The organism is Stenotrophomonas sp. PAMC25021 (genome assembly GCF_004795795.1).
Classification (GTDB): Bacteria; Pseudomonadota; Gammaproteobacteria; order Xanthomonadales; family Xanthomonadaceae; genus Stenotrophomonas; species Stenotrophomonas muris.
Genome location: NZ_CP039255.1, coordinates 212,638 through 230,502, shown reverse-complemented (window position 1 = coordinate 230,502; position 17,865 = coordinate 212,638). Strand labels below are relative to the sequence as shown.

Below are 17,865 nucleotides of genomic sequence, written 5' to 3'. Positions count from 1 at the left end.
CTGCGGACGGGCAGGCCTCAGCGGCCCTTCTTCTTCTTGTCCTTCGGCAGGTTGCGGCCGAACTGGCGCACCGTCTGCTGGGCCAGGGCCTTGTCGTTGCCCGGGAAGTAGTCGCCTTCCCAGCGGGTAACGGCGTCATTCTCGAAGAACACCACGAAGTTCTTCACTTCGGTGCGGCCGAGGCGGTTCACGCGCTGGCTGGAGGTGTAGTCCCAGCGCTGGGCGTGGAACGGGTCGGGGATGGACGGGGTGCCCAGCAGCGCGGTGACCTGCTGCTTGCTCTGCCCGACCTGCAGCTTGGCCACGGCATCTTCCCGGATCAGGTTGCCCTGATAGATGGGTTGCTTGTAGATGATGCCGCACCCGGTGGTGGACAGGGCGACGGCGGCGACCAACAGGAGATTGCGCATCGGGACTGGCGGTTGGGGAAATCAAACCGATGATACACTCCCGGCGTGCCACCGCGACCCAATCCGAGGCAGCTGGCGCTAAATCGCCAATGAACGGAGACCTATGGAAACCCACGACCTGCGTAAAGTCGGCCTGAAGGTGACCCATCCGCGGATGCGGATCCTGGCGCTGCTCGAACAGCGCAATGCCCAGCACCACCAGCACCACATGACCGCCGAGGACATCTACCGCCAGCTGCTCGAGCATGGCGACGAGATCGGCCTGGCGACGGTCTACCGGGTGCTGACCCAGTTCGAGGCCGCCGGCCTCGTGCTCAAGCACAATTTCGAGGGTGGCCAGGCCGTTTACGAGCTGGACCGTGGTGGCCACCACGACCATATGGTCGACGTGGACAGCGGCAAGATCATCGAATTCGAAAGCCATGAGATCGAGGAGCTGCAGCGCAAGATCGCGGCCGATCACGGCTATGAGCTGGAAGAACACTCGCTGGTGCTCTACGTGCGCAAGAAGCGCAAGTAGGCCGTTCCGGCCAGCCGCTAGCGACGAAACCCCGGGCTTGCCCGGGGTTTTTCGTTGCCGGGGTCAGGGCCCTTTCCCTCCAGGAAAGGGGGCCGGCCCCGGGCGCTCTGCGGGGTCGGATCCCTTTGCGCCAGCAAAGGGCTCTGACCCCATGCAACCGAGCAGGATCTCCAGGTCCACCGCCTCGGCCATCGCCCGGTTGCCGGCATCCCCCGGGTGGAGGTGGTCGCCGGAGTCGTAGGCGGCGGCCATCCGTGACGGATCGGCCGGGTCGCGCAGCGCCGCGTCCAGGTCGATCACCGCGTCGAACGGGCTGTTGCTGCGCAGCCATGCATTGAGCTGTTGGCGCAGGGCCTCCTTGTCCGGGTGGTAGTAGTCGTCCAGCGGCGTGCCGGGCAGGGCGCCCGCGAACGGCATCAGGGTGGCGCCGAATATGCGTAGACCCCGCCGGTGGGCCTGTTCGGCCAGGGCACGATAGCCGGCCTGCAGCTCGGGCAGGCTGGGCCGGGGCTGCGCGCGGGCGAAGGCAGTACCGGGCCAGCTGATGTCGTTGATGCCGATCAGCACGATGACGCTGGCGACGCCGGGCTGATCCAGTGCGTCACGCCGCAGGCGGGCCAGAACCGACTCGCCCATGCCGTCGCTCAGCAGCCGATTGCCGGAAATGCCCGCGTTGACCACCGCGACGCCGCGCGGTGCCAGACGCGCGGCCAGATGGTCGGTCCAGCGCTGGTCCTGGTCGAGGCTGGCGGTGGCGCCGTCGGTGATCGAGTCGCCAATCACCACCACGCTACGCGCACTGGCGGCGGCCTCGACCTCGATCCCGGTGAGGAACAGGCGTGCGGTAGTGGAACTGGCACCCTCCAGGTCGCGCGCCCGGGCCTGATTGCCGCCGGCGATCCAGCTGGTCTGGCGGCCGTCCCAATGGAACGCCTGCACCGGCGTCGGCCCCGCCACGAAGACGCTGACCTGCAGCGCCTGGTGGTCTTCCGTGGCCACCGCCAGCGGATCGCTCAGCCGTTCCTGACCGGCACCGATCAACACCCCAGGCTGGCCGTCGAAGCTGAGCGGTTGCGGGGTGGCGCCCGCGCCCGCGGCCACGCTGGCCGCCCCGATCCGCAGCGGCTGGGTGCCGTAGGCATTGCTCAGCCGCACCCGCAGCCGGGGCCCGCCCAGGCTGATGCGCGCGGTCTGGCGGAAGGTCTGGTCCTGCAGCGTGGCCGGAACCAGGGTCGGGAACAGGAAATCCGCGTCCCAGACCGGTTGCGGGCTGGCCTGCCAGCTGGCGACCCAGTGCGGGGCGGATGCGGCACTGGCGACGCCGGACAGGGCGAGCAGGGCGGTGGCGGTGAGCTGGCTCAAGCGGTTCATCGGGCAATCCAGGTGGGAGGGAACGCCATGGTGATTCCGGGGTCATCTGTGAACTAGACTGCGCATGGACAATCATCTGTGAACTGGATTCATCGTCATGGCGCGACCCGACATCAACCGATCCGGCGAACTGGAAGTGTTCGTGCGGGTGATCGAGACCGGTGGCTTCTCCGCCGCCGCCCGCACCCTGGACATGACGCCGTCAGCAGTGAGCAAGCTGGTGGCCAGGCTGGAGCAGCGGCTGGGTACGCGCCTGCTGCAACGCTCCACCCGCCAGCTGCAGCTGACCCCGGAAGGCTGCGCGTTCTACGAGCGCGGCCTGCGCGTGCTGGCCGACCTGGAGGAGGCCGAGCGCTGTGCCAGTGCCCATGCCGAGCCGCGTGGACGGTTGCGGGTCAACTCCAACGTGCCGTTCGGCCAGCATTTCCTGCTGCCGCTGCTGCCGGCGTTCCTCGAACGCAACCCGCAGGTAGGCGTGGACCTGACCCTCAATGACGAGGTGATCGACCTGCTTGAGCAGCGCACCGACGTGGCGGTGCGGGCCGGTCCACTGAAGAGTTCCAGCCTGGTGGCGCGGCGGCTGGGTGCGACGCGGATGATGATCGTGGCTGCACCGGCCTACGCGCAGCGGCACGGGCTGCCACGCACTGCCGAGGAGCTGCAGTCGCACAACCGGCTGGATATCGGCCATGCGCGCGCGATGCAGGGCTGGCCGTTGCTGCAGGACGGGCGCGAACGCATGCTGCTGCCCAGTGGCAACGCGCGCGCCAGCAACGGCGATGCGCTGCGCCAGCTGGTGCTGGGTGGGCTGGGCATGGCGCGGCTGGCAGCATTCCAGGTGCAGCAGGACATTGCCGCCGGGCGCTTGCTGCCGGTGCTGGAGGACGCCAATCCCGGTGACCTGGAAGAGGTGCACGCGGTGTTCCTGGGGCAGGGCGGCTACCTGCCGCTGCGGGTGCGCGCGTTTCTTGATTTCCTGGTGGAGAACGTCGATCTGACGCAGCCACAGGGGTAGTGCCGGCCGCTGGCCGGCAACCTCATGATCTTCATCCACCCGCATCGGGGTGCCGGCCAGCGGCCGGCACTACCGTGCGGAAGCCGAGCCAATGCTCGGCTCGGCCGGCGTTACACCTGCAGCAGCTTGCGTGCGGCGGCGCGCGCTTCCTTGCTCACTTCCACGCCGCCGAGCATGCGCGCCAGTTCTTCCTCGCGCGCCTTGCTGTCCAGCTTTTCCACTGCGCTCTGGGTCATGCCTTCCACCGGGGCCTTGCTGACCCGGTAATGGGCATGGCCCTTCGAGGCGACCTGCGGCAGGTGGGTCACGCACAGCACCTGGCGCTTCTCGCCAAGGGCGCGCAGCTTCTGGCCGACGATGTCCGCCACCGCGCCACCGATGCCGGAGTCGACTTCGTCGAACACCATGGTCGGCACTGCATCCAGGTCCAGCGCGGCCACTTCGATGGCCAGCGAGATGCGCGACAGTTCGCCACCCGAGGCCACCTTGCGCAGGGCACGCGGTGGCTGCCCGGCATTGGCCGCCACCAGGAATTCCACGCGCTCGGCACCCTGCGGGTCGGGCTTGCCGGCGTCCTGCGGTTCCAGCTCGATCAGGAACTGGCCGCCGCCCATGCCCAGCTCGGCGATGATGCCGGTGGTGGTGGCCGACAGCTCGGCAGCGGCGGCGCGGCGGCTGGCGGTCAGCAGCCCGGCCTGCACGCGCCACGCCGCAGCGGCCTTGTCGATCTCGCCGGCGAGGCGCTGCAGGCGTTCGTCAGCACCACGCAGCTGTTCCACTTCGGCGTGCATGCGCTCGCGCTGCGCGCCCAGCTCGTCCATCGGCACACGGTGCTTGCGGGCCAGGTCGTGCAGGCGGCCGAGGCGACGCTCGTTCTCCTCGAACTGTTCCGGGTCGGCGTCGAGGTCGTCATGCACGCGGTCCAGCAGCGACAGGGCTTCGTGCAGCTGGATCGAGGCGTTCTCGATCAGCCCGTCCACCTCGCCCAGGCGCGGGTCGTGTTCGATCAGGCGCGACAGCTCGTGGCGCACCTGCTGCAGCAGGTCCAGCGCGGAACTGCCGTCGTCGCCGTTGAGCTGGTTGCTGGCCGCCTGGCAGGCACTCAGCAGGGCACTGGCATGGGCCTGGCGGCGGTGGCTGGCGCCCAGCGCGGCAATTGACTCCGGTTCCAGATCCTCGCGGTCCAGTTCGCGCAGCTGGTGCTCCAGGAAGCCGATCCGGTCACTGACGTCGCCCTGCTGCGACAGCGCCAGTGATTCATCGACCAGGGCCTGCCAGGCCGCAGCGGCGCGGCGCACCTGGCGGCGCTCGTCCTCGTTGCCGGCATAGGCATCCAGCAGGGCCAGCTGTGATGGGCGTGCCAGCAGGGCCTGCTGCTCGTGCTGGCCGTGGATCTCCACCAGCAGCGAGGCCAGGTCGGCCAGCTGCGCCAGGGTCACCGGGCGGCCGTTGATCCAGGCCCGCGAGCCGCCATCGGCACGGATCACGCGGCGCAGCTGGCACTGCTCCTCGTCGTCCAGCTCGTTGTCGGCCAGCCACTGGCGCGCGGCCTGCAGCTGGTCCAGCGCGAACTCGGCCGACAGCTCGGCGCGCGCGGCGCCGTGGCGGACCACGCCGCTGTCGGCGCGCAGGCCGGACAGGAAGCCCAGCGCGTCGACCATCAGTGACTTGCCGGCGCCGGTCTCGCCTGAAACCACGGTCATGCCTGGCCCGAACTCCAGTTCGGTGGCGCGGACGACGGCGAAATCCTTGATCGAAAGATGTCTGAGCATGGGTAAGGGGGTGTCAGCAGCCGCGCAACGCTAGCACGCGGGCGCGGGAGGTCCAATGACTTGCCAAGGTGATCCGCCGCCATTATCTAGTGTCCGTGTCTCACAGGTTGATTCCATGCACGGTTCTCCCGACCAGCTTGCCCCGCGTGCGCGCCATCTGCTGCGCACGCTGATCGCGCGTTACATCCAGGACGGTGAGCCGGTCGGCTCGCAGACGCTGGCGCGCGTGGCCGGGCTGGAGGTCAGTCCGGCCACCATCCGCAACATCCTGGGTGACCTGGAAGACCTGGGGCTGCTGGCTTCGCCGCACACCTCGGCCGGGCGCGTCCCGACCGCACATGGCTACCGGGTGTTCGTCGACAGCCTGCTGCAGATGCAGCCGCCGGGCGAAGGCGAGCTGGCCCGGCTGCGCCAGGAACTGGCCGGCGGCGGCAGCACCCAGGCCCTGCTTGGCAGCGCCTCGGAGCTGCTGTCGGCGATGAGCCACTTCGTCGGCGTGGTCAGCGCCCCGCGGCGCGAGCAGTTCGCGTTCCGCCAGATCGATTTCGTGGCGCTGGACGGGCGCCGGGTGCTGGCGATCCTGGTGTTCGCCGACAACGAGGTGCAGAACCGGGTCATCGAGACCCGCCAGGAGTTCGCGCCGGGCCAGCTGGAACAGGTCGCCAACTACCTCAACGCGCATTTCGCCGGCCTGCCGATGGCCGAGATCCGCACCCGCCTGCTGCTGGAACTGCGTGATGCCCGTTCGGAGCTGGAGCAGCTGCTGGCGCACAGCATCGAGCTGGCCGAGCAGGCCCTGCAGCCGGCGGCCGACGACATGCTGGTAGCCGGGCAGACCCGTCTGATGGGGGTGCAGGACCTGTCCGACCTGGAGCGGCTGCGCGAGCTGTTCGAGCTGTTCTCCAGCAAGCGCGAGATCCTGCAGCTGCTGGAGCGCACCATCCAGGCCCCGGGGGTGCGCATCTTCATTGGCGAAGAGACCGGGATGATGCCGTTGCAGGGGGTGTCGCTGGTCACCGCCCCCTATACCGCCAATGGCCAGGTGCTGGGCGTGCTGGGCGTGATCGGCCCCAAGCGGATGGCCTACGACCGGATGATCCCGCTGGTCCAGGCTACTGCCGATGTACTCGGCGCGGCGTTTTCGCCAGCCGGGCGCACTCCTGGAACATCCGACGCTTGAAACGCAGCATCCCGCCCACACTAGGGTGGGTGGAGGCGGAGACTGACCGCCAGGGACCCAGACATGAACCACGAACATCCAGATATCGAATCCCAGCAGACTGCCGCCGATGCGGCCGCCGCCGCCGGCGTCAACGACGAAGTGGAGCGCCTGCGCGCCGAGGTCGAGCAGATCAAGGCCGATGCGCTGCGTGAGCGCGCCGACCTCGAGAACCAGCGCAAGCGCGTTGCCCGTGACATCGAGCAGGCCCGCAAGTTCGCCAACGAGAAGCTGCTGGGCGAGCTGCTGCCGGTGTTCGACAGCCTGGATGCCGGCTTGAAGGCGGCCGGCGATGACCCGCATCCGCTGCGCGAGGGCCTGGAGCTGACCTACAAGCAGCTGCTGAAGGTTGCCGCCGACAACGGGCTGGTCCTGCTGGACCCGATCGGCCAGCCGTTCAACCCGGAACACCACCAGGCCATCAGCCAGGTGCCGGCCCCAGACGCCGCCCCGGGCAGCGTGGTGACCGTGTTCCAGAAGGGTTACCTGCTCAACGAGCGCCTGCTGCGGCCGGCGCTGGTGGTGGTGGCCGCCGACTGACCCCTCCAGGGCCGGAAGGCGGGAATGTCCCGTCACCCGGCCCGACGCTGAACGCGCCGGGCGACCGGAAACACAGCGTTCGGGAGATGGCTTGAATGTTCCACGAGCCTCCCCCACATCGTATTCATCCACCGGCCGAACGGCCGGACTGACCCCAACAAGCATCCTCAGGAGTCTCCCCCATGGGCAAGATCATTGGTATCGACCTCGGCACCACCAACTCGTGCGTGGCGATCATGGACGGCGGCAAGGCCCGCGTCATCGAGAATTCGGAAGGCGATCGCACCACCCCGTCGATCGTCGCCTACACCAAGGACGGCGAAGTCCTGGTGGGCGCCTCGGCCAAGCGCCAGGCCGTCACCAACCCGAAGAACACCTTCTACGCGGTGAAGCGCCTGATCGGCCGCAAGTTCACCGACGCCGAAGTGCAGAAGGACATCGCCCACGTCCCGTACAGCATCCTGGCCCATGACAACGGCGATGCCTGGGTGTCGACCAGCGATGGCAAGAAGATGGCCCCGCAGGAAATCTCGGCCAAGGTGCTGGAGAAGATGAAGAAGACCGCCGAGGACTTCCTCGGTGAGAAGGTCACCGAAGCGGTCATCACCGTGCCGGCCTACTTCAACGACAGCCAGCGCCAGGCGACCAAGGATGCCGGCCGCATCGCCGGCCTGGACGTCAAGCGCATCATCAACGAGCCGACCGCGGCCGCGCTGGCCTATGGCCTGGACAAGGGCGACAACAAGGATCGCAAGATCGTGGTGTACGACCTGGGCGGCGGCACCTTCGACGTCTCGGTGATCGAGATCGCCAACGTCGACGGCGAGAAGCAGTTCGAAGTGCTGGCCACCAACGGCGACACCTTCCTGGGCGGCGAAGACTTCGACAACCGCGTCATCGAGTACCTGGTTGAAGAATTCAACAAGGACCAGGGCATCGACCTGCGCAAGGATCCGCTGGCCCTGCAGCGCCTGAAGGACGCTGCCGAGCGCGCCAAGATCGAGCTGTCCAGCGCCCAGCAGACCGAAGTGAACCTGCCGTACGTCACCGCTGACGCCTCGGGTCCGAAGCACCTGAACATCAAGCTGACCCGCGCCAAGCTGGAAGCACTGGTGGAAGACCTGATCAAGAAGTCGATCGAGCCGTGCCGCGTCGCCCTGAACGATGCCGGCCTGCGTTCGAGCGACATCAGCGAAGTGATCCTGGTCGGTGGCCAGACCCGCATGCCGAAGGTGCAGCAGGCGGTGACCGAATTCTTCGGCAAGGAACCGCGCAAGGACGTCAACCCGGACGAAGCCGTGGCACTGGGCGCTGCGATCCAGGGCGGCGTGCTGGGCGGCGACGTCAAGGACGTGCTGCTGCTGGACGTGACCCCGCTGTCGCTGGGTATCGAAACCATGGGCGGCGTGTTCACCAAGATCATCGAGAAGAACACCACCATCCCGACCAAGGCCTCGCAGGTGTTCTCCACCGCCGAGGACAACCAGTCGGCCGTGACCGTGCACGTGCTGCAGGGTGAGCGCGAGCAGGCCCGCTTCAACAAGTCGCTGGCCAAGTTCGACCTGTCCGGCATCGAGCCGGCTCCGCGTGGCCTGCCGCAGGTGGAAGTGTCCTTCGACATCGACGCCAACGGCATCCTGCACGTGTCGGCCAAGGACAAGAAGACCAACAAGGAACAGAAGGTCGAGATCAAGGCCGGTTCGGGCCTGTCCGAGGAAGAGATCGCACGCATGGTCGCCGACGCGGAAGCCAACCGCGAAGAAGACAAGAAGTTCCAGGAGCTGGTGCAGGCCCGCAATCAGGCCGATGCCCTGATCCACGGCACCCGCAGTGCCATCACCGAGCACGGCAGCAAGGTCGGCGGCGATGTCATCGGCAAGGTCGAGGCGGCCCTGGCCGACCTGGAAACCGCGATGAAGGGTGACGACAAGGCACAGATCGAAGCCAAGTCGAAGGTGCTGGAGGAAGCCGGCCAGTCGCTGTTCGCCGCTGCTTCGGCCGACCAGGGCGGTGCCCCGGGTGCCGACGCCGGCAACGCCGGCAAGGCGCAGGACGACGTGGTCGACGCCGAGTTCACCGAAGTCAAGGACGACAAGAAGTCCTGATCCGGACCGACACGGGACGCTGGCCATCAGCGTCCCGTTGTCGCATCAGGGTCCTGACCGCCCACCGGCGTGTCGGGGCGCCCGACGCAAGAGCGGACCTGGTTCCGCTCTTCCGCTTTGACGAATCCCGACTTTCCGGAACCAGATTCACCATATGAGCAAGCGCGATTACTACGAAGTGCTGGGCGTTGCCCGCACCGCCACCGACGACGAGCTGAAGAAGGCCTACCGTCGCTGTGCGATGAAGTTCCACCCGGACCGCAACCCGGGTGATGCGGCGGCCGAAGCCTCCTTCAAGGAGTGCAAGGAAGCCTACGAAGTGCTGTCCGATGGCAACAAGCGCCGCATGTACGACAGCCACGGCCACGCCGCGTTCGAGCACGGCATGGGCGGTGGTGGTCCGGGCGGCCCGGACATGAACGATATCTTCGGCGATATCTTCGGCAACATTTTTGGCGGGGGCGGCGGTGGGCCGCGCCAGGCCCGTCGCGGCGCCGACATCGGCTACGTGATGGAGCTGGACCTGGAAGAAGCGGTACGCGGCGTTGAGCGCCGCATCGAGATCCCGACCCTGGCCGAGTGCGGCGACTGCGATGGCAGTGGCTCCGAAGACGGCAAGGTCGAAACCTGCAATGTGTGCCATGGCCGCGGCCAGGTGCGCATCCAGCGCGGCATCTTCGCCATGCAGCAGGCCTGCCACAACTGCGGCGGCCGTGGGCAGATCATCGCCAAGCCCTGCAAGACCTGCCACGGCAACGGCCGTGTCGAGGAAGACAAGGTGCTGTCGGTGAAGGTGCCGGCGGGCGTCGATACCGGCGACCGCATCCGCTTGCAGGGTGAAGGTGAGGCGGGTCCGGCCGGTACGCCGCCGGGTGACCTGTACGTGGAAGTGCGCGTGCGCGAGCATGCGATCTTCCAGCGCGATGGCGACGACCTGCACTGCGAAGTGCCGATCCGCATCTCGCAGGCAGCGCTGGGCGACACCGTACGCGTGGCGACCCTCGGCGGCGAAGCGGAAATCCGCATCCCGGCCGAGACCCAGACCGGCAAGCTGTTCCGCCTGCGCGGCAAGGGCGTGCGTTCGGTGCGCAGCCGCAGCGAGGGCGACCTGTACTGCCGCGTGGTGGTGGAGACCCCGGTCAACCTCACCAACGAACAGCGCAAGCTGCTGGAGCAGTTCGAAGCCACCTTTGTCGGCGAGGAAGCACGCAAGCATTCGCCGAAGTCGGCGACGTTCATGGATGGCGTGAAGGGCTTCTGGGACCGGATGACGTCCTGAGTTTTTCAACCGAAGCGTTGAGCGGTAGCGCCGGGCCATGCCCGGCGTTTTCGTTTGCGATCAGCGGAAAAACGCCGCGGGCGTCTGCCCCAGTTGGCGCTTGAACATGCTGGTGAACGCGCTGGGGCTGTCGTAGCCCATCGCCAGCGCCACATCGATGACCTTGTCGCCGACTGCCAGCCGCTCCAGAGCGGCCAGCAGGCGCGCCTGCTGCCGCCACTGCCCGAAGGTCATGCCCAGTTCGCCGGCGAAATGGCGCTGGATGGTCTTCACGTCCACCTGCAGGGCCTGGGCCCAGTCCTGCAGCGTGGCGTCGTCGGCGGGATGCTTCTGGATGTGCTGGCAGATTCTCTGCAGGCGCGGGTCGGTGGGCGACGGCAGGTGCAGCGGCAGCACGTCCATGCGGTGCAGCTCGTCCAGCAGCAGGCGCACCACGCGACCGTCGCGGCTGTCGTCCACGTGCGCGGACTCGATCAGGCTGGCCGCCAGCAGTAGTTCGCGCAGCAGCGGCGCCACCTGTACTGCGAACGCCCCATCCGGCAGTTGCGGCGCGAAGTCCGGTTCCACGTACAGGCTGCGCATGTGCACCTCGGCGATGCAGTCCACCGCATGCACCATACCGGCCGGAACCCAGATCGCGCGGGTGGAGGGCACGACCCAGCGGCCACCGTCCGCGCGCACCACCATCAGGCCGGACATGGCGAAGACCAGTTGGTGACGGCGATGCCGGTGTGGCGCGATGTGGGTACCGGGCGGGTAGTGCCGGGCGCGGCTGGTCACCGGGCGGTGTACCGGCACTTCGTTCCACGGCGCGGTCTCGCGGATCGGGCAGGGAGTGTCCTTTTTGCGATAGGCCATGACCCGAACGCGGCAGAAGGGAGTGGGGGCCCACCGTAGCATGCGTGGCTCGCCCCCAACCTGACTGTGTCCATGTCGACCCTGGCTTCTCCCGCAACGACCTCACGCCCGGTGGCTCCCGGCGTGCTGGCCGCCATCTCCACCTCGCATGTCGTCAACGACATGATGCAGTCGCTGATCCTGGCCATCTATCCGGTGATCAAGGGCGGCTTCAACCTCAGCTTCACCCAGATCGGCCTGATCACGCTGACCTACCAGCTCACCGCGTCGATCTTCCAGCCGTTGATCGGCATGGCCACCGACCGCCGCCCGGCACCGTACTCGCTGCCGATCGGTATGGCCTCGACCCTGTGCGGCATGCTGCTGCTCGGCTTTGCGCCGAACTACGCGGTGGTGCTGATGGCTGCGGCGATGGTCGGCATTGGTTCGGCCATCTTCCACCCGGAGGCCTCGCGCATCGCCCGGCTGGCCTCGGGCGGTCGCCATGGCTTCGCGCAGTCGGTGTTCCAGGTGGGTGGCAACTTCGGTACCGCGCTGGGGCCGTTGATCGCTGCGGCCGTGATCGTGCCGTATGGCCAGCGTGCCGCATCATGGTTTGCCGGCGCCGCGCTGATCGGCATCGCGCTGCTGACCTATGTTGGCCGCTGGTATGCACTGCACCTGGGCACACCGCGTCCGGCCAGCACCGCGTCTATGGCCCCGCGGCATTCGTCGCGCACCGTGGCCAAGGTGCTGGCGATCCTGCTGGTGCTGATCTTCAGCAAGTACTTCTACATGGCCAGCATCGGCAGCTACTTCACCTTCTACCTGATCCACCACTTCGGCATTCCGGTGGCACAGGCGCAACTGCATCTGTTCGCGTTCCTGGTGGCGTCTGCCGCCGGTGGTTTCCTCGGCGGCCCGCTGGGTGACCGCATCGGCCGCAAGCCGATCATCTGGACCTCGATCCTCGGCGTGGCCCCGTTCGCGCTGATGCTGCCGCACGCCGATCTGCTATGGACCACAGTGCTGGCAGTGCTGATCGGCTTCGTGCTCTCCTCGGCGTTCTCGGCCATCGTGGTGTACGCGCAGGAGATGATGCCGCACCGCATCGGCATGGTGTCCGGCCTGTTCTTCGGCTTTGCATTCGGTATGGGCGGGCTTGGCGCGGCCGTGCTGGGCATGCTGGCAGACAGGACCAGCATTGAATTCGTCTATCAGCTGACCGCGTTCCTGCCACTGCTCGGTATCGTCGCAGCGTGGCTGCCACCGTCGCGGCCTGCTGCTCACTGAGGGGGTTGGGTTGCAGGGCTTGCAGCCCTGCACCTGCCGAAGCAACGTCAACGTCAACAGCAGAAGCTGGCTATCCGTGGGATGGCGGGGTGGGTCCGGTTGAGGGGGACGCTGCAAGTACGTCCATGTAAGCTCGGTCACCGCATCCATGCGGCTCACGCCCCCTCAACCGGACCCACCCCGCCTTCGACGGCTTTCCGCGATCTGTCGGAACAGCTCGTGGGGTCAGATCCGTTTTCCGAAGGAAAACGGATCTGACCCCGATTTATTTCGGTATCCCACAGATGTGCCGACCAACGGTCGGCACCCACCAAAAGTCGCGGGAATCTGTCAGAGGCGGGGCGGTGTGGGTGGGCAGGACCGTTGGCGCCATGGATGGCGCCATCGAGCCCCCATGGGTGAGGGCGCTTCGCTTGCGAAGCACTGCTTCGCAAGCGCCCGAACGCACAGCCGCCAGCGGCTGGGCCGGACCCCGGAGGGGGGTTTACGGCGTGTCCTGACCACCCACACCGCCCCGCCATCCCACGGAATGCGGCTCTTGATCTTGCTTCGGCTTCGCCTTCGGCAGGTGCAGGGCTGCAAGCCCTGCCGAAAACTCCCTTGGGCGTAGAATGCGGCCATGAGCGAATCCCTTGATAACCACCTGGTCCACGGCCGCCGCCAGCGGCCGGATGGGCCGTCGCCGATCGATGTCATCTCGGTCCAGTCGCAACTTGTGTACGGCCACGCCGGCAACAGTGCCGCCGTCCCGCCGATGCGCGCACTGGGCGTGCGCGTCGCCGAAATCCCGACCGTGCTGCTGAGCAATGCGCCGTTCTACGACACTACGCGGGGCCGCGTGCTGCCCGCCGACTGGTTTGCCGACCTGCTGCTGGGTACCCACGAGCGTGGCCTGCCGCAGCGGGCGAAGATGCTGGTGTCCGGCTACTTCGGCAGCACCGCCAACGGTGCGGCCTTCGCCGACTGGCTGGACAACATCCTGCCGGCCTGCCCACAGCTGCGTTACTGCCTGGACCCGGTGATCGGTGATACCCATACCGGACCCTACGTGGAACCGGGCCTGGAAGCGATCTTCGCCGAGCGCCTGCTGCCGCACGCCTGGCTGGTGACGCCCAATGCCTTCGAACTGAATCGCCTGACCGGCATGCCGGCACTGGCCGAGGCCGATGCCATCGCCGCCGCGCGCACGCTGCTGGATCGTGGCCCGCACTGGGTGATCGCGCACAGCGTAGGCGGCAACCCGGGTGAGCTGGTCACCCTGGCGGTCGGGCACGAGGAAACCTGGCGCTGGACCTCACCGCTGCTGCCGGTGGACGTGGCCGGTACCGGTGACGTGCTGATGTCGCTGGTGGTGTCGTTCCTGCTGCGCGGTGAGTCGATGCAGCAGGCGATTTCGCGCGCGATTGCCGGCACCCATGCGGCGCTGGAGGCGACCCTGGACAACGGCTTCGAGGAGTTTGACGTGATCGCTGCCGCGCCGGCGGCGCTGGCCGAAGGAACGCGCTTCCGCGCTGAACGCGTGGCATGAGCGGCCTGGATCCACGCACGCCGCGCACGGTCGGCATCGTCGGCAGTGCTGGTGCCTATGGGCGCTGGCTGTGCCGCTTCTTCCAGCAGCACCTGCAGCTGCAGGTGATCGGCCATGACCCGGCCGACCCGGACTCGCACACGCCGGAACACCTGCTGGCGCAGGCCGATGTACTGGTGTTCTCGGCACCGATCCGGCACACGCCGGCGTTGATCGCCGAGTACGTGCGGCAATCGGCGGGCCGCGAGCAGGGCAGGCTGTGGCTGGATGTGACCTCGGTAAAGGAGGCACCGGTGCAGGCGATGCTGGCCTCGCAGGCCGAAGTGGTCGGACTGCACCCGATGACCGCGCCACCCAAGGCGCCGACCCTGAAGGGGCGGGTGTTGGTGGTCTGCGAAGCGCGGCTGCAGCACTGGCGGGCATGGGTCGATACGCTGTGCACCGCGCTGCAGGCCGAGTGCGTGCGCGCGACGCCGCAGCACCACGACCAGATGATGGCGCTGGTGCAGGCGATGGTGCATGCCACCCACCTGGCGCAGGCAGGCGTGCTGCGCCAGTACCAGCCGCAGCTGGGCGATCTGGCCGCGATGATGCCGTACCGTTCGGCGTCGTTCGAGCTGGACACGGCGATCATCTCGCGCATCCTGTCGCTGAATCCGGCGATCTACGAAGACATCCAGTTCGGCAACCCGTACGTGGCGCCGATGCTGGAGCGGCTGGTGGGGCAGCTGCAGGCCCTGCAGGTGCAGGTCGGACAGGGCGACGACGGCGCACGGGCTGCATTCCGTGAGCAGCTGCTGTCAGCCAATCGCAGTGCCTTCGGCGAGCAGGCCCTGGCGGATGGCAACTACACGTTCGAACGCGTGGGGTATCTGCTGGCCGATCTGACCGAGCGCAACGCGCTGTCGGTGCACCTGCCGGAGGACCGGCCTGGCTCGCTGCGCGAGCTGTTGAACGTGTTCGAGCAGCATGGCATCAGCCTGGCTTCGATCCATTCCTCGCGCACGCCCGGCGGTGAAGTGCACTTCCGCATCGGATTCGTGGCCGGCAGCGATCCGGCGGCGATCACCCGGGCCGCGGCCGACGTGGACGCCAGCGGCATCGGACGGGTGCTGGGCTGAATTCATCCACAGGCGGTGTGGATGGTTTCTGAGCAAACGTGTGGATAACCCTGCGCAGCCCTTGTCAGGCAAGGCTGTCAAGATGCTTGGTGAAAAATTGATCACGCCTTCTTGTGGAGTCGAGCCGTGCTCGACTGCCCTTGGCAAAGCGCGTGTCGACCGAGGTCGACACCTACCAGAGCAGGGCGACACGGCCAGTGCCCACCAAGGTGGGCAGCGCTAGATCATCAACCGCAGTTCGCCACCGCTGGTGGTGAATTCGCGGCCATTGCGAACCAGATGACGCCCGTCATCCAGCTCGTAACGCGGCGTGGATTCAGAGTGATGCCCGCTGCCATTCGCCTCGGGCTTGAACTCGATGATGATGTGGCTTTCGCCATTGCTGTCGACTGCAGGGAACTGACGGAACGACATCGCGTACCTCCTTCAGCGGATGCTGCTGATGCGAGGCCAGCTTGGTCCGGCCGATGTTAGCCGGCCGTCATCAATCGATGAACTGCAGTCGTGCCAGTTCAGCGTACAGTCCGCCTTCGGCCAGAAGCTGGGCATGGGTACCTTCGGCGACGATGCGGCCCTGGTCCATCACCACGATGCGGTCGGCCTTGAGCACGGTGGCCAGGCGGTGGGCGATGACCAGCGTGGTGCGACCGGCCATCAGCCGCTCCAGCGCCTGCTGCACGCTGTGCTCGCTCTGTGCGTCCAGCGCGCTGGTGGCTTCATCGAGCAGCAGGATCGGCGCGTCCTTCAGCAGTGCGCGGGCAATCGCCACGCGCTGCTGCTGGCCACCGGACAGGCGCGCACCGCGTTCGCCCAGCTCACTGTCGTAGCCCTGCGGCAACGCGCGCAGGAAGCCGTCGGCCTCGGCCGCACGCGCGGCAGCTTCGACCTCGGCGTCACTGGCCTGCAGGCGGCCATAGCGGATGTTGTCGCGCGCACTGGCCGCGAACAGCGTCGGCTGCTGCGGCACCAGCGCCAGCTGCGCGCGCAGCTCGGCCGGATCGACCTGGCGAACGTCGATGCCATCCACGCAGATGCGGCCGCTGGCCGGATCGTGGAAGCGCAGCAGCATCGACAGCACCGTGCTCTTGCCCGCGCCCGACGGGCCGACCAGGGCCACCGTCTCGCCCGGGCGGACATGCAGGTTGAAGTGGTCCAGCGCGGCCTGGTCCGGACGTTGCGGATAGTGGAACACCACGTCGTCGAACTGGATTTCGCCGCGCAATGGTTGCGGCAGAATGTGCGGCTGCGCCGGCGCACGGATCTCGATGTCTTCCTGCAGCAGCTCGCCAATGCGGCCCATGCCACCGGCTGCACGCTGCAGTTCGTTCCACACTTCGGCCAGCGCGCCCACCGAGCCGCCGCCGATCAGCGCGTACAGCACGAACTGCCCCAGCGTGCCGGCACTGAGGCGCCCGTCGATGACATCGTGCGCGCCCAGCCACAGCACGCCAACGATGGCGCCGAACACCAGCAGGATGGCGCTGGCGGTGACCAGCGACTGCGCACCGATGCGTCGGCGCGCGGCGCCGATGGCATCGCCCAGTGCCTTGTCGAAGCGTCCGCGCTCGTAAGGCTCGCGTGCATGTGCCTGCACCGTGCGCACGGCGCCCAGCGTCTCGCTGGCCAAGCTGTTGGCATCGGCGATGCGGTCCTGGCTGCTGCGTGCAACCGTGCGCAGCTTGCGCGCGCCGATGATGATCGGCAGTACCGCCAGTGGGATGCCGAGCAGCGACCATGCCGCCAGCCTGGGGCTGGTGACGAACAGCATGGCCAGGCTGCCGACCACGGTGACGCTGCTGCGCAGGGCGACCGACATGGTCGAGCCGACCACGCTGCGCAGCAGTTCGCTGTCAGCGGTCAGGCGCGAGACCAGTTCGCCGCTACGGCTGCGGTCATGGAAACCGGCACCGAGCTGGATCAGGTGTGCGTACAGGCGGCTGCGCAGGTCGGCCACGACTTTTTCGCCAAGCAGCGACACGAAGAAGAACCGTGCGGCCGTTGCCAGTGCCAGCACCACCGCCACCAGCATCAGCAGGGCGAAGGCACGGTTGATCTGGCCACCGCTGGTGAAGCCGTGGTCGATCATCTGCTTCACGGCGGGGGGCAGGCTCAGCGTGGCGGCCGAAGAGACCGCCAGCGCCAGCAGCCAGGCGGTGAACAGCCCGCTGTGGCGGCGCACGAACGGCCACAGCGTCCTCAGGCTGCCGAGGCGGCGCAGCGGTGGGGCCGAGGCGGGGGCGTCGTCCTTGTCAGTCATCCTGGTCGTCGTCTTGTATGCGGATACGGTCACGGGTGGCGTCGCGCAGGCGGATTTTCAATGCATCGACCTGATCGGCCGGCAATTCGACCCGCAGGCACACGCCGTTGGCATCGAACTGTTCATCGCGCTTCACGGCGCCGAAGCTGGGAAGGGTGGCATGCAGGGTGCCCAGATCCTCGAAGCCGGCCAACAGCTGCAGCCGGGCCATCGCCACCAGCGGCAAGCGCGGGGCGGTACGCAGGCATTCGGCGGCGGCGCCACCGTAGGCGCGCACCAGTCCACCGGCGCCCAGCTTGATGCCGCCGAACCAGCGCGTCACGACCACCATCACCCGGTCGAAGCCCTGGCCGTCGATCGCAGCCAGGATCGGCCGCCCAGCGGTGCCGGCGGGCTCGCCATCGTCACTGGAGCGGTAGTCCTGGCCGTGCCGGTAGGCCCAGCAGTTGTGGGTTGCGTCGGCTACGGCCACCTGTTGCAGGAACGCCAATGCTGCCGCGGCGCCATCGATCGGCGCGGCATGGGCAATGAAGCGGCTGTGTTTGACTTCCAGCGTGTGGCTTACCGGCTGGGCGAGGGTATCGGGCATTCCCGCCAT

General features: G+C 67.6%; 16 protein-coding genes. 9 read left to right on the top strand and 7 right to left on the bottom strand.

Going from position 1 to position 17,865, the window contains the following annotated elements; all coding sequences use genetic code 11:
- Positions 1–17 precede the first annotated feature (17 nt).
- A complete protein-coding gene (bamE, locus tag E5790_RS01045) occupies positions 18–410 on the bottom strand; it encodes an outer membrane protein assembly factor BamE (protein ID WP_014036847.1) in 393 nt (130 codons plus the stop codon).
- 103 nt (positions 411–513) lie between these two features.
- On the opposite strand from bamE, the gene fur reads away from it, so the two are divergent.
- Positions 514–930 carry a ferric iron uptake transcriptional regulator gene (gene fur / locus E5790_RS01040; protein ID WP_014646807.1) on the top strand — a complete coding sequence of 139 codons (417 nt, stop codon included), beginning with the start codon at positions 514–516 and terminating at the stop codon, positions 928–930.
- A gap of 63 nt (positions 931–993) precedes the next feature.
- Here the strand turns inward: fur and E5790_RS01035 are convergent, their stop codons facing one another.
- Positions 994–2,301: an SGNH/GDSL hydrolase family protein gene (locus E5790_RS01035; RefSeq protein WP_111206252.1), complete on the bottom strand. Its 1,308-nt coding sequence runs from the start codon at positions 2,299–2,301 to the stop codon at positions 994–996.
- 97 nt (positions 2,302–2,398) lie between these two features.
- On the opposite strand from E5790_RS01035, the gene E5790_RS01030 reads away from it, so the two are divergent.
- Positions 2,399–3,316, top strand: a complete 918-nt coding sequence (locus tag E5790_RS01030) for a LysR family transcriptional regulator (RefSeq protein ID WP_032959114.1) — start codon at positions 2,399–2,401, stop codon at positions 3,314–3,316.
- Positions 3,317–3,426: 110 nt separating this feature from the next.
- Here E5790_RS01030 and recN read toward each other — a convergent pair whose 3' ends face one another.
- On the bottom strand, positions 3,427–5,088 hold the full coding sequence (recN, locus tag E5790_RS01025) for a DNA repair protein RecN (RefSeq protein ID WP_111206254.1): 1,662 nt from the start codon (positions 5,086–5,088) through the stop codon (positions 3,427–3,429).
- A 115-nt stretch (positions 5,089–5,203) separates the two neighbouring features.
- Between recN and hrcA the strand changes: the two genes are divergently transcribed.
- From hrcA to dnaJ, 4 genes are all read left to right on the top strand, one after another.
- Complete coding sequence (hrcA, locus tag E5790_RS01020) at positions 5,204–6,268, top strand: heat-inducible transcriptional repressor HrcA (RefSeq protein ID WP_010484463.1); 1,065 nt, start codon at positions 5,204–5,206, stop codon at positions 6,266–6,268.
- A 63-nt stretch (positions 6,269–6,331) separates the two neighbouring features.
- Entirely contained in the window at positions 6,332–6,847 is a 516-nt protein-coding gene (grpE, locus tag E5790_RS01015) for a nucleotide exchange factor GrpE (protein WP_014646812.1), read from the top strand.
- A gap of 182 nt (positions 6,848–7,029) precedes the next feature.
- Positions 7,030–8,952 carry a molecular chaperone DnaK gene (gene dnaK, locus E5790_RS01010; RefSeq protein ID WP_014646813.1) on the top strand — a complete coding sequence of 641 codons (1,923 nt, stop codon included), beginning with the start codon at positions 7,030–7,032 and terminating at the stop codon, positions 8,950–8,952.
- Between the two features lie 154 nt (positions 8,953–9,106).
- Complete coding sequence (gene dnaJ / locus E5790_RS01005; protein WP_014036853.1) at positions 9,107–10,231, top strand: molecular chaperone DnaJ; 1,125 nt, start codon at positions 9,107–9,109, stop codon at positions 10,229–10,231.
- 60 nt (positions 10,232–10,291) lie between these two features.
- On the opposite strand, the gene E5790_RS01000 is transcribed toward dnaJ, so the two are convergent.
- Entirely contained in the window at positions 10,292–11,089 is a 798-nt protein-coding gene (locus E5790_RS01000) for a helix-turn-helix transcriptional regulator (protein ID WP_014646814.1), read from the bottom strand.
- A 72-nt stretch (positions 11,090–11,161) separates the two neighbouring features.
- Here E5790_RS01000 and E5790_RS00995 point away from each other — a divergent pair, with 72 nt between their 5' ends.
- From E5790_RS00995 to E5790_RS00985, 3 genes are all read left to right on the top strand, one after another.
- Positions 11,162–12,361, top strand: a complete 1,200-nt coding sequence (locus tag E5790_RS00995) for an MFS transporter (RefSeq protein WP_041863321.1) — start codon at positions 11,162–11,164, stop codon at positions 12,359–12,361.
- A gap of 619 nt (positions 12,362–12,980) precedes the next feature.
- Positions 12,981–13,889: a pyridoxal kinase gene (gene pdxY, locus E5790_RS00990; RefSeq protein WP_014646816.1), complete on the top strand. Its 909-nt coding sequence runs from the start codon at positions 12,981–12,983 to the stop codon at positions 13,887–13,889.
- Positions 13,886–15,010, top strand: a complete 1,125-nt coding sequence (locus tag E5790_RS00985; protein WP_111205974.1) for a prephenate dehydrogenase — start codon at positions 13,886–13,888, stop codon at positions 15,008–15,010. The genes pdxY and E5790_RS00985 overlap by 4 nt, the downstream gene beginning before the upstream one ends.
- Positions 15,011–15,229: 219 nt before the next feature.
- Here E5790_RS00985 and E5790_RS00980 read toward each other — a convergent pair whose 3' ends face one another.
- From E5790_RS00980 to E5790_RS00970, 3 genes are all read right to left on the bottom strand, one after another.
- Positions 15,230–15,424, bottom strand: coding sequence for a hypothetical protein (locus E5790_RS00980; RefSeq protein ID WP_014646818.1), 195 nt, complete (start codon positions 15,422–15,424; stop codon positions 15,230–15,232).
- A 70-nt stretch (positions 15,425–15,494) separates the two neighbouring features.
- The gene (locus tag E5790_RS00975) at positions 15,495–17,267 is read right to left on the bottom strand and encodes an ABC transporter transmembrane domain-containing protein (RefSeq protein ID WP_111205975.1); all 1,773 of its coding nucleotides are present in this window, start codon (positions 17,265–17,267) and stop codon (positions 15,495–15,497) included.
- Positions 17,260–17,856: a YigZ family protein gene (locus tag E5790_RS00970; protein WP_032960562.1), complete on the bottom strand. Its 597-nt coding sequence runs from the start codon at positions 17,854–17,856 to the stop codon at positions 17,260–17,262. The genes E5790_RS00975 and E5790_RS00970 overlap by 8 nt, the downstream gene beginning before the upstream one ends.
- Positions 17,857–17,865: the final 9 nt, after the last annotated feature.

What these genes read in the sequence shown, in the direction of transcription:
- E5790_RS00995 (WP_041863321.1), top strand. Translation starts at nt 11,162, where the DNA reads ATGTCGACCCTGGCTTCTCCCGCAACGACCTCACGCCCGGTGGCTCCC.
- E5790_RS00975 (WP_111205975.1), bottom strand. Translation starts at nt 17,267, where the DNA reads ATGACTGACAAGGACGACGCCCCCGCCTCGGCCCCACCGCTGCGCCGC.
- E5790_RS00985 (WP_111205974.1), top strand. Translation starts at nt 13,886, where the DNA reads ATGAGCGGCCTGGATCCACGCACGCCGCGCACGGTCGGCATCGTCGGC.
- E5790_RS00980 (WP_014646818.1), bottom strand. Translation starts at nt 15,424, where the DNA reads ATGTCGTTCCGTCAGTTCCCTGCAGTCGACAGCAATGGCGAAAGCCAC.
- pdxY (WP_014646816.1), top strand. Translation starts at nt 12,981, where the DNA reads ATGAGCGAATCCCTTGATAACCACCTGGTCCACGGCCGCCGCCAGCGG.
- E5790_RS01035 (WP_111206252.1), bottom strand. Translation starts at nt 2,301, where the DNA reads ATGAACCGCTTGAGCCAGCTCACCGCCACCGCCCTGCTCGCCCTGTCC.
- E5790_RS00970 (WP_032960562.1), bottom strand. Translation starts at nt 17,856, where the DNA reads ATGCCCGATACCCTCGCCCAGCCGGTAAGCCACACGCTGGAAGTCAAA.
- E5790_RS01000 (WP_014646814.1), bottom strand. Translation starts at nt 11,089, where the DNA reads ATGGCCTATCGCAAAAAGGACACTCCCTGCCCGATCCGCGAGACCGCG.
- fur (WP_014646807.1), top strand. Translation starts at nt 514, where the DNA reads ATGGAAACCCACGACCTGCGTAAAGTCGGCCTGAAGGTGACCCATCCG.
- dnaK (WP_014646813.1), top strand. Translation starts at nt 7,030, where the DNA reads ATGGGCAAGATCATTGGTATCGACCTCGGCACCACCAACTCGTGCGTG.
- recN (WP_111206254.1), bottom strand. Translation starts at nt 5,088, where the DNA reads ATGCTCAGACATCTTTCGATCAAGGATTTCGCCGTCGTCCGCGCCACC.
- bamE (WP_014036847.1), bottom strand. Translation starts at nt 410, where the DNA reads ATGCGCAATCTCCTGTTGGTCGCCGCCGTCGCCCTGTCCACCACCGGG.
- dnaJ (WP_014036853.1), top strand. Translation starts at nt 9,107, where the DNA reads ATGAGCAAGCGCGATTACTACGAAGTGCTGGGCGTTGCCCGCACCGCC.
- grpE (WP_014646812.1), top strand. Translation starts at nt 6,332, where the DNA reads ATGAACCACGAACATCCAGATATCGAATCCCAGCAGACTGCCGCCGAT.
- hrcA (WP_010484463.1), top strand. Translation starts at nt 5,204, where the DNA reads ATGCACGGTTCTCCCGACCAGCTTGCCCCGCGTGCGCGCCATCTGCTG.
- E5790_RS01030 (WP_032959114.1), top strand. Translation starts at nt 2,399, where the DNA reads ATGGCGCGACCCGACATCAACCGATCCGGCGAACTGGAAGTGTTCGTG.